This is a genomic window from Citrobacter sp. wls718 (assembly GCF_005280945.1).
Taxonomy (GTDB): domain Bacteria; phylum Pseudomonadota; class Gammaproteobacteria; order Enterobacterales; family Enterobacteriaceae; genus Citrobacter; species Citrobacter gillenii.
Genome location: NZ_SZWV01000103.1, coordinates 47205 through 60295, shown reverse-complemented (window position 1 = coordinate 60295; position 13091 = coordinate 47205). Strand labels below are relative to the sequence as shown.

At 52.7% G+C, this 13091-nt stretch carries 17 protein-coding genes; 7 read left to right on the top strand and 10 right to left on the bottom strand.

The features are described 5' to 3' along the window. Positions 1 to 156: 156 nt before the first annotated feature. From FDW95_RS20290 to mdtH, 7 genes are all read right to left on the bottom strand, one after another. On the bottom strand, positions 157 to 270 hold the full coding sequence (locus FDW95_RS20290; protein WP_096757577.1) for a YceO family protein: 114 nt from the start codon (positions 268 to 270) through the stop codon (positions 157 to 159). 50 nt (positions 271 to 320) lie between these two features. Next, a complete protein-coding gene (solA, locus tag FDW95_RS20285; protein WP_115258875.1) occupies positions 321 to 1439 on the bottom strand; it encodes an N-methyl-L-tryptophan oxidase in 1119 nt (372 codons plus the stop codon). A gap of 114 nt (positions 1440 to 1553) precedes the next feature. Continuing rightward, positions 1554 to 1808, bottom strand: a complete 255-nt coding sequence (bssS, locus tag FDW95_RS20280) for a biofilm formation regulator BssS (RefSeq protein WP_096757575.1) — start codon at positions 1806 to 1808, stop codon at positions 1554 to 1556. A 341-nt stretch (positions 1809 to 2149) separates the two neighbouring features. Beyond that, positions 2150 to 2395: a DNA damage-inducible protein I gene (gene dinI, locus FDW95_RS20275; RefSeq protein WP_115258874.1), complete on the bottom strand. Its 246-nt coding sequence runs from the start codon at positions 2393 to 2395 to the stop codon at positions 2150 to 2152. A gap of 74 nt (positions 2396 to 2469) precedes the next feature. Then, on the bottom strand, positions 2470 to 3516 hold the full coding sequence (gene pyrC / locus FDW95_RS20270; RefSeq protein ID WP_115258873.1) for a dihydroorotase: 1047 nt from the start codon (positions 3514 to 3516) through the stop codon (positions 2470 to 2472). Between the two features lie 105 nt (positions 3517 to 3621). Further along, entirely contained in the window at positions 3622 to 4182 is a 561-nt protein-coding gene (locus FDW95_RS20265) for a lipoprotein (RefSeq protein WP_096757571.1), read from the bottom strand. Between the two features lie 115 nt (positions 4183 to 4297). Further along, positions 4298 to 5506: a multidrug efflux MFS transporter MdtH gene (gene mdtH, locus FDW95_RS20260; RefSeq protein ID WP_115258872.1), complete on the bottom strand. Its 1209-nt coding sequence runs from the start codon at positions 5504 to 5506 to the stop codon at positions 4298 to 4300. Between the two features lie 258 nt (positions 5507 to 5764). Here mdtH and rimJ point away from each other — a divergent pair, with 258 nt between their 5' ends. From rimJ to murJ, 4 genes are all read left to right on the top strand, one after another. Beyond that, positions 5765 to 6349: a ribosomal protein S5-alanine N-acetyltransferase gene (rimJ, locus tag FDW95_RS20255; protein WP_115258871.1), complete on the top strand. Its 585-nt coding sequence runs from the start codon at positions 5765 to 5767 to the stop codon at positions 6347 to 6349. Positions 6350 to 6384: 35 nt separating this feature from the next. Continuing rightward, the gene (locus FDW95_RS20250) at positions 6385 to 7035 is read left to right on the top strand and encodes a YceH family protein (protein ID WP_096757568.1); all 651 of its coding nucleotides are present in this window, start codon (positions 6385 to 6387) and stop codon (positions 7033 to 7035) included. 1 nt (position 7036) lies between these two features. Continuing rightward, the gene (locus FDW95_RS20245; protein ID WP_096757567.1) at positions 7037 to 7960 is read left to right on the top strand and encodes a Gfo/Idh/MocA family oxidoreductase; all 924 of its coding nucleotides are present in this window, start codon (positions 7037 to 7039) and stop codon (positions 7958 to 7960) included. Positions 7961 to 8282: 322 nt separating this feature from the next. Next, positions 8283 to 9818: a murein biosynthesis integral membrane protein MurJ gene (murJ, locus tag FDW95_RS20235; protein ID WP_096757566.1), complete on the top strand. Its 1536-nt coding sequence runs from the start codon at positions 8283 to 8285 to the stop codon at positions 9816 to 9818. A gap of 83 nt (positions 9819 to 9901) precedes the next feature. Here the strand turns inward: murJ and flgN are convergent, their stop codons facing one another. The 3 genes from flgN to flgA all read right to left on the bottom strand — a co-directional run bounded on the left by flgN (position 9902) and on the right by flgA (position 11374). Next, positions 9902 to 10324, bottom strand: a complete 423-nt coding sequence (flgN, locus tag FDW95_RS20230) for a flagella biosynthesis chaperone FlgN (RefSeq protein ID WP_115258870.1) — start codon at positions 10322 to 10324, stop codon at positions 9902 to 9904. A gap of 3 nt (positions 10325 to 10327) precedes the next feature. Next, positions 10328 to 10621, bottom strand: a complete 294-nt coding sequence (flgM, locus tag FDW95_RS20225; RefSeq protein WP_096757564.1) for a flagellar biosynthesis anti-sigma factor FlgM — start codon at positions 10619 to 10621, stop codon at positions 10328 to 10330. A 93-nt stretch (positions 10622 to 10714) separates the two neighbouring features. After that, on the bottom strand, positions 10715 to 11374 hold the full coding sequence (gene flgA, locus FDW95_RS20220) for a flagellar basal body P-ring formation chaperone FlgA (protein ID WP_115258869.1): 660 nt from the start codon (positions 11372 to 11374) through the stop codon (positions 10715 to 10717). A gap of 157 nt (positions 11375 to 11531) precedes the next feature. Between flgA and flgB the strand changes: the two genes are divergently transcribed. Genes flgB through flgD form a run of 3 tightly spaced genes read left to right on the top strand, consistent with a single transcriptional unit; the run spans position 11532 to position 13066 of the window. Next, entirely contained in the window at positions 11532 to 11948 is a 417-nt protein-coding gene (flgB, locus tag FDW95_RS20215) for a flagellar basal body rod protein FlgB (protein WP_096757563.1), read from the top strand. A 3-nt stretch (positions 11949 to 11951) separates the two neighbouring features. Next, a complete protein-coding gene (flgC, locus tag FDW95_RS20210; RefSeq protein WP_096757562.1) occupies positions 11952 to 12356 on the top strand; it encodes a flagellar basal body rod protein FlgC in 405 nt (134 codons plus the stop codon). Between the two features lie 11 nt (positions 12357 to 12367). Then, positions 12368 to 13066: a flagellar hook assembly protein FlgD gene (flgD, locus tag FDW95_RS20205; RefSeq protein WP_115258868.1), complete on the top strand. Its 699-nt coding sequence runs from the start codon at positions 12368 to 12370 to the stop codon at positions 13064 to 13066. Positions 13067 to 13091: the final 25 nt, after the last annotated feature.

Sequence of the window (13091 nt, the reverse complement as noted above, 5' to 3'; positions counted from 1 at the left end):
TTTGATGTGATGATGAGTTGATCATCAGGTGTTTAGAGAGAGATGGGCGGGTAGAGCCTGATGTGCGGTACTTTGTAGGGTTTCTGATTATTCAATTAATCACAATAAAAATTAAAGAAATCTCAATTGCTGTCAATTATTGTCAGCAGGCTAAGATCAGAAAAACATAATATATATTACATCCATGATTGCCAGCAGAGACCATAAAATAATGTAGAGCATAAAATGCTCGCGTATATTATTCACCAGATAGTCAACGATGCGGCGCATCACTATTATTCCTTCAATAAAATGGCCCCAGTGGCGAGGCCATATCATGGTTATAGTTTAAAACGGCTCAGTTTGAACGGTGTCAGGTCGAAGGCCGACGGCTTGTCCTGGGCAAAATCAGCCGCAATTTCCCCCAGTACCGAGGCAAACTTAAAGCCGTGACCGCTTAGCCCGGTAATAATAAGCGTATTATCATGTCCGGGTAGCGTATCAATAATAAAGTCTTCATCCGGAGAGTTATCGTAGGTGCACGACGCACCGTGCAGACAACATCCCACGCCGGGCAGAACAGAACGCAGGAACGGGAAAGCCTCTGAACCATCGCTGGCGACAGCGGCAAACGCTTTGCGCTCTTCGGCTGAGTGAATAACCTGCCCGCCGTTATGTTTACCAATCTTCAGTTCGTCGTTCTCGGCCGGGAAACCGTAATACTGATCGCCATTAGGCAATTCGCCGGTGAAGGCCGGGAAATTGTTTTTAACGCTGTAGCGCCCGTCAGCCTGATACCACGCGAACACTTTGCGCACTGGCTGTATCGGCAGTTCCGGTACTAATGCCTGCACCCAGGTGCCGGCACTCACCAGCGCTTTTTTCGCGTGATAGTCGCCGTCTGCGGTCTCAACCGTTACGCCATCATCATGATGGTGAATCGCGGTAACCGGGCATTTAAACAGCTGAGCGCAGCCTGCTTCCTCAGCCAGGCGAATCCAGGTCTTAATGGCCAACTCACTGCGCAGAAAACCTGAATCGGCCTCAAACAGGCCGATATAGTTTTCCGGGACACGAATTTCGGGCCAGCGGGCCATGATGGCAGCGGCATCCAACTGTTCAACGTTGAGCTGCCACTGTTTTGCGCTTTGCGCCACGTTAGATAAGAACGTGGAATCTGCCGGGCCGAGGTTGACAGCGCCAGAACGGACAAACACAGGTTCTTCATTATGCTGGGCGAGTTCATCCCACAATGTCTGCGCACGCAGGACCAACGGAACGTATTTTTCACCTTCGCCATAGGCATGACGAATTAAGCGTGTATCGCCGTGATGGCTACCCTGTTGGTGCGGCGGCATATGTGCATCGATCATCAGTACATTCAGACCGGCGCGCGTGGCATAGTATCCGGCGGCGGCGCCTACGGAACCGCTGCCAATAATGATTAAGTCGTATTTCATCCGCTTCTCTCTGCAATCGCGATAGTAGCAGGGTAAATAACTGACCCGCATTATTCAACTATCAAATAAGAAAGGCACCGTTAAGGTGCCTTTTGAAGGTTGGGTGCATCAGATTTAATGACGCTGATACTCATTAGCGGGGAAATCACCTGATTCAATTTTGGCGATTCCGGCTTCTAATATCGAAATAAATTGCCTGGCAACATCAGTGGTTAACCAGAGCGTTTGACCAACTTCAGTCCCATTTGGGTCTGGACGATTCGGGGTCTGGTAGTGCAAACGCAGCATCAGCGCATCATAGCTATCAACGGTGCTGATGTCCCATCCTACAAGCGGATGAGTCTGAATGACTTCATTATTCTTTTCCATCATGCCCCCTAATTCGTGTTACTAGACAACGGTTTTCGAGGTTCAATGCGTTTTTTTCTGAAGCAAGTTCAGTATATCAATAAATAAGGGTATTCACTGAAAATTTAAAGAGGACAAGGCATAATTTTTTTGTTTTAAGTGTTATCTGAACGATAAACCGGCATGTCATTCATATTTTTTTAGCATGTTGTGCAGTTATTTTGTGGTTTTGACTAAAAGATAATCAGCATGTAAATAAACATTAACTGTTTTGTTGAGAGAGATTGCTCGAAATCTTTATGATACGGGAAAATAAAAAAGCCGGGGCGACCCGGCAAAAAAACATCACTGCATATCATTTTTTATTCATTAATGAACCAGTCATCCGCGCTTTCCCATGTCTCTTGCAGGATCTCGCTGATGCGTTCTTTGTCCTCTTTTGTCGCGCCAATGACCGACAGATTGTTTGTGCCGGCATAACGAACGGTGACGTTACCGTCGTTATTCGGAAAATGATGGTGAATACGACGGGAGAGTTCACCTGCCAACGCGTCAATGGCGCCAGCAGGCAAAGGTGAAGTTTTGGCAATAGTGACTTCAATACGCATAATAGCCCCCTGTTGAATATACTGGTTATTTATACAGTTAACTTCGCCAGTTGACAACAGGTTGCGACATTTTTTTAGCGTTTCACTGACCAGCGTACTGTTTCACCGCCGAGGAAGGGCACCAGCGTGTCTCCCTCCAGCGCGATACTTTCCGGTATCTGCTGCTCTTCTTTAACCAGTTCAATAAAGGTGTCGTTAACCGGCAGTCCGTAGAAGCGAGGACCGTTAAGCGAGCAGAAGGCCTCGAAATGGGCCAGGGCGTTCATCTCTTCGAAGACGGTGGCATAACTGGCGAGTGCGGTAGGGGCATTAAAACACCCCGCGCAGCCGCAGCTGGATTCTTTACGATGACGCACATGCGGCGCCGAGTCAGTGCCGAGGAACGCCCGGCTGAAACCACTGGCGACCAGTTCACGCAGCGCCTGCTGGTGGATGTTTCGCTTGAGAATAGGCAGGCAATAAAGATGCGGACGAATGCCCCCGACCAGCATATGGTTACGGTTAAACATCAAATGCTGCGGGGTAATGGTCGCTGCCAGCAGATCATTGCCGTCACGCACGTAGTCGGCGGCGTCTTTAGTGGTGATATGTTCAAACACCACTTTCAGCGCGGTCAGACGCGACCGCAATGGCTCCATCACCGTGTCAATAAAGCGTGCTTCGCGATCGAATATATCGATTTCCGCGTGCGTGACTTCACCGTGCACCAGCAAAGGCATGCCGAGTTTTTCCATCCGTTCCAGAACCGGCATGATGGCATCAATAGAGGTCACGCCGTGAGTAGAGTTGGTGGTGGCGTTAGCCGGGTAGAGTTTGGCGGCGGTGAAAACACCTTCGTTGAACCCGCGCTCCAGTTCGTTGGGATCCAGCGTGTCCGTCAGATAGCAGGTCATTAACGGGGTGAAATCGTGTCCGGCAGGTACGGCGTCCAGTATACGCTGACGGTAAGCGATGGCTGCGTCAACAGTAGTGACGGGCGGTGCCAGGTTCGGCATGACAATTGCGCGTCCATAAATTTCACTGGTATAGGGCACGACAGTTTTCAACATGTCGCCATCGCGAAAGTGAAGATGCCAGTCGTCTGGGCGGCGGATCTTTAATACCTGGGATGGTGCAGTCATCAATATGCTCCGGCTGAGGATAGTCTTTTTTGCCGGAAACAAAGGATAAGCGGAAACGTTTTCGTTTGCACGAAAAAAAAGGGCGCTGATGCGCCCTTTGGTGTGTTAATCGGTGAACGGGATGATGATTTCACCCGGTTTTACTTCAATTCCTTTTGCCAGCTTTTTCGCCAGCGCTTCGCCTTCACTGCTGTCTTCACGCAGGACGTATGCCGGTTGCTGGTTGAAATAATTGCGCAGCGACTGGTTTAAATATGGCATCAGGGTTTGCAAAACCGACTGCATTTTTTCTGGTGTGACGGTCGCATCAACCACTTCCATCTCTTGCAGATAAATCGCGCCTTTTTCTTTATTGAACACCGGTAATGCTTTTAACTTCAGCTTCATTGTCGCTTTCTGGCTGCCAAATAGTGAGTTCATGTCCAGGTTGGCATCACCGGTCAGGGTCACTTTATTGGGTTCTTCACGACCGATCTGGCTGGTCAGATTGCTCAGCACGATGTGGGCTTCAGCAACGCCGGGCAAACCGATATCTTTCGAAAAATTATTATGCTTTGCCAGCGCCTGGTTAATTTCTTGCTCGCTTACCGTGTATTGTGTGAGTTGATTACAACCAACCAACAGGCCGCTGACAATGAGTGCAGCAGCAAAAAAAAACTTTTTCATGGGGTTCCTCAACATGATGCTTATGGCGTAATCGTGACACAAAGCAGCATCCAGTACCAGCGCCCCGGACACCAGCAGAAAAAACTGAAAAGGTGTCCGGGCTGAGGGTTACGCGTCAGGCATCAGGCTCCAGCATTCCACGCGTCGTGCGTTTGTGGCTGAACTGCCAGCCCAGCGGCAGGAAGGTGATAATGCCGATAACACCCAGCATCATCCACGGTAACTCGGGCTGCGACAGTGCCTTACCCATATCAAACAGCCAGCCGCCGCCGATGTAGCCTATGGCGCCGCCGATGGCGAGTCCCAGCCGACTAAAGCCCATATAGCTCCCCCGGGCCCGTGCGCTCGCCAGCGAGGCGCTGAGCGTTTCACGTGCTGGCTCAGCAATAATGGAGCCGATATAGAACGTGCAGATCAGGGTGAAGAGCTGCTGTAGGTTTCCGACCAACCCAATAGGCATCATGCTGAGTGACATGATTAACAGACCGGCCATCAGGCGGTGTTCAAGGCGAAAACGTTTTTCGCTCCAGCGGGCAATCGGGTAGAGCAACGTTAACGAGAGGCACGCCTCGATGGCATACATCCATTTGACGGCCGCTGGGGATCCTGCAATGTCGTTAACCATAATCGGCAGCATCAGCATCACCTGGACTGCCAGCATGTAGTAACCTGCCAGCGTCAGCACGTAAGTGACAAATCGCTTGTCACGCATCACGTGGTTCATCCCTTCACGCACCGGAATTTTCACTGTCGATAGTTTCCACGCAGGAAGCAACCAGGCGTTAAAGGCGGCGCACAGGATGAAGATAATGGCCCCGGTGGCGCAGACCAGCCTGAAGTCATACTGTAACAGCCAGCTTCCCAGTAATGCCCCAATGACCGCCCCGGCGCTGTCCTGCATCATCAGGATGGAGAAGAAGCGTCCGCGCTTTTCCGGGCGGATCAGTTTGACCACCAGCGCCGAACGGGGGGGATCGAACAGCGTGCCGCCCAGCCCGGAGAGAAAACAGGAAAACCACAGAAGCCAGGGTTCATGGGCGATTCCCATCGTCGCAAACCCGGCGGCGCGCATCAGCATGCCGGTGACAATCATCGGTTTTGCGCCAAAACGGTCGGCAATGGCCCCGCCAAAAATTCCCAAACCCTGCTGAATAAATTGACGTAACCCGAGCGCGATGCCGACCATCACGGCGGCCCAACCCATTTGGTCGACGAAACGAATCGAGATCAGCGGGAAGACGACGAAGAAGCCCAGCACGACCAGCATATTATCGATAAGCAGGAAATATTTACCCAGGTTCCTCGCCTGCGAGACTTGCGACATTTCCCCTCCAGGGAAAAACTCGTCACTCTGTTTAGAGTTTTAACGGTAAGCCTGTCTATTCTGCGGGGTTGTCTGACCTTTTCCCACCCTCGGCGGGACAATATTTTTTTATCAAAAGTCGGTCTTGATAGAGAGTTTTCATCAAAATGTGTGAATAATTCAAGAAATGGTGTTTTGCTCTTTTCATCGGGCATATTTGTACAGGTATAGTATCGCGAATAGCGTATTGAAAACGGTGCGGGAAGGAGTAGGTATAGAATGTTTGGCTATCGCAGTAACGTGCCAAAAGTGCGCTTAACCACGGACCGCCTGGTCGTGCGTTTAGTGCATGAGCGTGATGCCTGGCGTCTGGCAGATTATTACGCAGAGAATCGTCATTTCTTAAAGCCATGGGAGCCTATTCGCGATGAAAGCCACTGCTATCCCTCTGGCTGGCAGGCGCGTCTGAGTATGATCACCGAGTTTCATAAACAAGGCTCTGCCTATTACTTTGCGCTGCTCGACCCGGAAGAGAAAGAGATTATCGGTGTTGCAAATTTCTCCAACGTTGTGCGTGGATCGTTTCACGCCTGCTATCTCGGCTATTCCATTGCGCAAAAGTGGCAAGGGCAGGGATTGATGTATGAGGCATTGGTTGCAGCCATTCGCTATATGCAGCGTACGCAGCATATTCATCGCATTATGGCGAACTATATGCCACACAATAAACGTAGCGGCGATTTGCTGGCGCGGCTTGGATTTGAAAAAGAAGGTTATGCCAAAGACTATTTGCTGATAGATGGGCAGTGGCGCGATCATGTGCTGACGGCGTTAACAACATCAGAATGGACCCCCGGTCGCTAAGTTTCAGCTGTATTGGCTGATGAATGGAGAAGACGATGAAATATGAATTAACCGCTACCGAAGCACGCGTGATTGGCTGTTTGCTGGAAAAACAGGTGACTACGCCGGAACAATATCCGCTCTCCGTGAATGGTGTGGTGACCGCCTGCAACCAAAAAACTAATCGTGAACCGGTGATGAACCTGTCGGAATCGGAGGTGCAGGATCAGCTCGATAATCTGGTGAAACGCCATTTCTTGCGTACGGTGAGCGGATTCGGCAATCGTGTGACCAAGTACGAACAGCGCTTCTGCAATTCAGAGTTTGGTAACCTTAAGCTCAGCGCCGGTGAGGTGGCTTTGATCACCACGCTGTTACTGCGCGGTGCGCAGACGCCGGGCGAACTGCGTAGTCGCGCATCCCGCATGTATGAATTCAGCGATGTGGCGGAAGTGGAGTCAACGCTGGAACAGCTGGCCACCCGCGAAGATGGTCCTTACGTGGTCCGTCTGGCGCGTGAACCGGGAAAACGCGAAAGCCGCTATATGCATCTGTTCTGTGGCGACGTCGATCTGACGATGGTGACAACCGCCGATGAGCCTCAGGCGGCATCCAGCGATTTGCAGGCGCGCGTTGAGGTGCTGGAAAGCGAAGTCGCTGAGTTAAAACAGCGGCTCGAATCCTTGCTGGCGCATCTGGGAGAGTAACGTGAAAAAACTTCGTATCGGTGTCGTCGGGTTGGGCGGCATCGCGCAAAAAGCCTGGCTACCCGTGTTGGGCGCCGCTGCGGACTGGACGTTACAGGGGGCCTGGTCACCTTCGCGTGAGAAAGCAGAACGGATTTGTGCAGCCTGGCGCATGCCGTATGTTGATTCATTACAAAACCTGGCGGCAACCTGTGATGCGGTTTTCGTACACTCCAGTACTGCGACGCACCATGCGGTAGTCAGCGAATTGCTTCATGCCGGGGTCCACGTTTGCGTGGATAAACCGCTGGCGGAAAACCTGCGTGATGCGGAACAACTGGTGGAGCTGGCGGCGCGAAAAAAACTGACGTTGATGGTCGGATTTAACCGCCGGTTTGCGCCGCTGTATCGCGAGTTAAAGTCGCAGTTAAGCCAGCCGGCCTCCATCCGCATGGATAAGCATCGCAGCGATAGCGTCGGGCCACACGATCTGCGTTTTACGCTGCTGGATGACTATCTGCATGTGGTGGACACCGCGCTGTGGCTGGCAGGGGGAAAGGCACAGCTAAATAGCGGCACGCTGTTAACCAACGAGTCCGGAGCAATGCTGTATGCAGAACACCATTTCTGCGTCGACCGGCTGCAGATAACGACCAGTATGCATCGCCGTGCGGGCAGTCAGCGCGAGAGCGTGCAGGCGGTTATCGACGGTGGGTTAATTGATGTCACGGATATGCGTGAATGGCGTGAGGAGCGCGGACACGGTGTCGTTCAGCAACCGATACCCGGCTGGCAAACGACGCTGGAGCAGCGAGGCTTTACCGGATGTGCGCGCCATTTTATTGAATGCGTGCAAAATCAGACAGTTCCTGAGACAGCGGGTGAGCAGGCTATTCTGGCGCAGCGCGTGGTGGAAAAGCTGTGGCGGGATGCGATGGACGAATAACCCCCTGTAACATCTGGCGGTAGTAATTCAGCATAATCCAGGTACTATACCCAAAATAATTCGAGTTGCAGGCAGGCGGCAAGGGAGTGAATCCCGTTAGCTTACTCAGGTAAGTGATTCGGGTGAGCGAGCGCAGCCAACGCACATGCAGCTTGAAGTATGACGGGTATATATGCCCACTCAAAATAACACCTCTTTTCAACCATAGGCTGGCTTGTAGGCCTGATAAGACGCTGCGGCGTCGCCATCAGGCACAGTGACATTGCCGGATGGCGATGTTGGTTATACGGGGTTTTGCCTCAGAGTCTGGAATACAACATAGATGAATTTATTAAAGTCACTGGCAGCCGTCAGCTCAATGACGATGTTCTCACGCGTGCTGGGTTTTGCGCGTGATGCGATCGTCGCCAGAATCTTTGGTGCAGGGATGGCGACCGATGCCTTTTTTGTGGCATTCAAACTTCCTAACCTGCTGCGTCGAATTTTTGCTGAAGGCGCATTTTCTCAGGCATTTGTCCCTATTCTGGCTGAATACAAAAGTAAGCAGGGCGAAGACGCCACCCGCGTGTTTGTTTCCTACGTGTCTGGCTTGCTGACGCTGGCGTTGGCCGTTGTGACGGTTGCCGGGATGCTTGCCGCGCCGTGGGTGATCATGGTCACCGCGCCAGGCTTTGCCGATACTGCTGACAAATTTACGCTGACTACCCAGCTGTTGCAGATAACCTTTCCTTATATTCTGTTGATTTCGCTGGCCTCGTTGGCGGGTGCGATTCTGAATACCTGGAACCGTTTCTCTATTCCGGCGTTTGCGCCGACGTTTCTCAACATCAGCATGATCGGTTTTGCGCTGTTTGCCGCTCCGTATTTTAATCCGCCGGTGCTGGCGCTGGCGTGGGCCGTGACCGTCGGTGGTGTGCTGCAACTGGTATATCAACTTCCGCACTTGAAGAAAATTGGCATGCTGGTGCTGCCGCGCGTGAATTTTCGTGATGCGGGCGCGATGCGCGTAGTGAAGCAGATGGGGCCGGCGATCCTCGGCGTTTCCGTCAGCCAGATTTCCCTGATTATCAACACGATTTTCGCGTCATTTCTGGCTTCAGGTTCGGTTTCCTGGATGTACTACGCTGACCGTTTGATGGAGTTCCCGTCAGGTGTTCTGGGCGTCGCGCTGGGCACTATTCTGCTGCCCTCGCTGTCAAAAAGTTTTTCCAGCGGTAACCATGATGAATATTGTCGCCTGATGGACTGGGGTTTACGCCTGTGCTTCCTGCTTGCTTTGCCCAGTGCGGTGGCATTGGGGATCCTGGCAAAGCCGCTGACGGTTTCATTGTTCCAGTACGGTAAGTTTACCGCTTTTGATGCATCCATGACCCAGCGCGCGCTGGTAGCGTATTCGGTCGGTCTGATTGGCCTGATCGTGGTGAAAGTATTGGCCCCCGGATTTTATTCCCGTCAGGACATTAAAACGCCGGTGAAAATTGCCATCGTGACGCTGATTATGACCCAGGTGATGAACCTGGCATTTATCGGTCCGTTGAAACATGCCGGGCTGTCGCTGTCGATCGGTCTGGCGGCCTGTCTGAACGCCTCGCTGCTGTACTGGCAGTTGCGTAAACAGAAAATATTCACCCCACAGCCGGGTTGGGCCTGGTTCCTGGCGCGTCTGGTGATCTCTGTGCTGGTGATGTCTGCGGCGCTGGTGGGGATGCTGTACATTATGCCGGAGTGGTCTCAGGGGACGATGCTGTGGCGTCTGCTGCGCTTAATGGCGGTGGTGTTGGTCGGCATTACTGCTTACTTTGCCGCGCTGGCCGTGCTGGGCTTTAAAGTGAAAGAGTTTGTGCGCCGAACGGCATAATGAACATACTGCCGGATGAGGGGAGCACCTTATCCGGCCTGCAAAACACGCAGGCCTGAAAGCTACGAGCCGTCAGGCATTCGTCAAATTGAGAACTTCTTTCCGCCGCGATGGGCTGAAGATGTTTGGCCGTTAGCGCCATACAGCGTGGGTTCCTGATGCGGTTTAAGCACCTCGAGCGCCTGTTGATTGCGCTCGATTTGTCCTTCCAACAGCCAACCATTATGCTGGTTGAGATCGCGTAAATGCTGCGTTTTAGTGGTAATCGTCTGCCAGCGTTGGGCAATATCATCATTAGCGCTGCGCGTCGCGTCGTGCTCAAGACGTCGCTGCTGCTCCAGGTAATCCAGGGTTGCCAGCAAAGAACTTTTTTCTTCTGTAATACGCTGTAGCTGGCTACCGTGAATGTGGCCTGCGGAAAGTTGCTGCTGCTCAGCATCCATCACCGTTTTCAGGTCATTCAGGACAGTCGTCATCTGATCAAGTATTTCTGACAAACGCGTCATACTTTATTTACTCTGTAAGTAGCTCTGCGCCTCGCGGATCAGCGAGTCGGCAATTTTTCCGGTATCCATTTTCAACTCACCGTTACGGATGGCGGTTTTCAGTGCTTCAACGCGCTCCATATTGATGTCGTTGGTGCCGGGTTGCATCAGCTTTGCCTGCGCGTCGCTCAACATGACGCTAGTGCTGTTGGTCGTGGACGTTTTTTCCTTACGCGTTTTTTGGACCAACGTGTCGCTGGCTTCGCGCGGCTGGACAGTACTAACTGGCTTCAATGGTGAGGTACGATCAATACTCATTTTTTTTATCCTCATCGAGGGGTTACGCTATAGCGGCCCGCTTTAATCATTGGTTGATTATCTATCGGCATCCGCAAAAAAATCTTTAACCTATTATAGGTTAATAAGAATATTCCCATCAGAATCGACGACGCCGCTGACGACCTGGCCTGAAAGCATCCGTACCCTGGCGTTCTGGGCAACCGCCGCATTATTCAGCGCCTTACCTTCCGCATTCACGCGAAAACCGTCTCCATTGGCGATAACCAGCACGCGCTGACCCGCTTTTATCCGCCATGCTTGACGCAGCATGGTGAGCTGGATCGGCTGGCCAGCGACCACATCACGCAGACTCACCGCTTCCTGCACCTGGTTAATGTCCAGCACGGTACGTGGCGGCAGTTGGTCCAGACGACCGCGTTTTAGCGTTACGCTGGCTGAGTTAAGCGCGCTTCCCCGGGCGATGGGGGCAGCGGCAACCACGTAGTCGCCCGTGGCCTGCACGTTCACCTGTAGGTAACGTTTTTCATTGCCGCATCTCGCCAGCACATTCACATTGCCCCATAACTTCGCGCTACCGGCCACGCTGAGTGCCGGTTGCTCACAGGCAGGCAGCAGGTTGGGTGGGGTCCGGAGGGTAACGACCACCTCGTCACTGAACCCTGCCAGTCGCTCGGAAAACCACGCCGTAAGCTGCGAATTCAGGTCTTGCGCCAGCGTCAGGGGGCTGAACAGCAGTGCGACCACCGCTATTCCGCGTTTGAACGTTTGCATCAATACCTCTCGCTTTTTCAGGCTGTGGCTGGATTTTACCTGTGTGACGCCGCCATCAACGCAACAAATAGCGACGCATTTTGCGCTTATTCCAGCGATAACGCGCGCGTAATGGGATTTAAGCTGTCGGCTGAATTTTGTCATTTGCGGAGGAGATATGCTCGATAAGCTCGACGCCGCCTTACGTTTTCAACAGGAAGCGCTGAATCTGCGCGCCCAACGCCAGGAAGTATTAGCGGCCAACATTGCCAACGCCGACACGCCGGGGTATCAGGCGCGCGACCTGGATTTCGCCAGTGAATTAAAAAAAGTCATGGTGCGTGGACGGGAAGAAACCGGCGGTGTCTCGTTGACGCTGACCTCTGCACAACATATTCCGGCCCAGACACTTTCTGCACCTTCGACTGAGTTGCTTTATCGCATTCCGGACCAACCGTCGCTGGATGGCAATACGGTGGATATGGACCGCGAGCGTACGCAGTTTGCCGATAACAGTCTGAAGTATCAGATGGGGCTCACCGCATTGGGTGGACAAATCAAGGGCATGATGACCGTGCTGCAAGGAGGGAACTAATTCGTGGCGTTGTTAAATATTTTTGATATCGCAGGTTCGGCGCTGACCGCGCAATCCCAGCGCCTGAACGTGGCGGCGAGCAATATGGCGAATGCGGACAGCGTGACGGGACCTGACGGTCAACCGTATCGCGCGAAGCAGGTTGTTTTTCAGGTTAACGCCGCGCCGGGTGCGGCTACCGGTGGCGTAAAAGTCGCTGATGTGATTGAGAGCCAGGCGCCGGACAAGCTGGTTTATGAACCGGGTAATCCGCTGGCCGATGCGAACGGTTACGTCAAAATGCCCAATGTGGATGTGGTCGGAGAGATGGTCAACACCATGTCAGCCTCACGCAGCTATCAGGCAAACGTCGAAGTGCTCAATACCGTAAAAAGTTTGATGCTTAAAACGCTGACGCTAGGCCAGTAAAGGAGCCGCACATGTCAATTTCGGTAAAAATGAATGACCCGAGCAGCACGGGCGTGAATGCAGCCAGTAACAACAGTTCACTGACGGGCAGCAATGCCGCCGATCTGCAAAGCAGCTTTCTGACGCTGTTAGTCGCGCAGCTGAAAAACCAGGATCCGACCAACCCCTTGCAAAACAACGAACTCACCACCCAGTTGGCGCAAATCAGTACCGTCAGCGGGATTGAGAAGCTGAATACTACGCTGGGGTCGATTTCTGGACAGATAGACAACAGTCAGTCGCTGCAGGCCAGTACCTTGATTGGTCATGGCGTGATGATTCCAGGTACCACGATCCTGACCGGGAAAGGGACGGAAGAGGGGGCGACCACCACCACGACACCGTTTGGCGTTGAGCTGCAGCAGCCAGCCGATAAGGTCACTGCCACCATTACCGATAAAGACGGCAAGGTCGTGCGCACGATCGATATTGGTGAGCTGAAGGCGGGGGTTCACACCTTCACCTGGGACGGCACCATGACGGATGGCACAGCGGCCCCAAGCGGTTCCTACAACGTGGCGATATCCGCCAGCAATGGGGGGACGCAGCTTGTGGCGCAGCCACTTCAGTTTGCGTTGGTGCAGGGGGTTATTCGCAGCAACGGCGGTAACACGCTGGACCTCGGCACCTATGGAACCACCACCCTCGACGAAGTACGGCAGATCATCTAAGCCTTCACACTTATCAGGAGTAAGT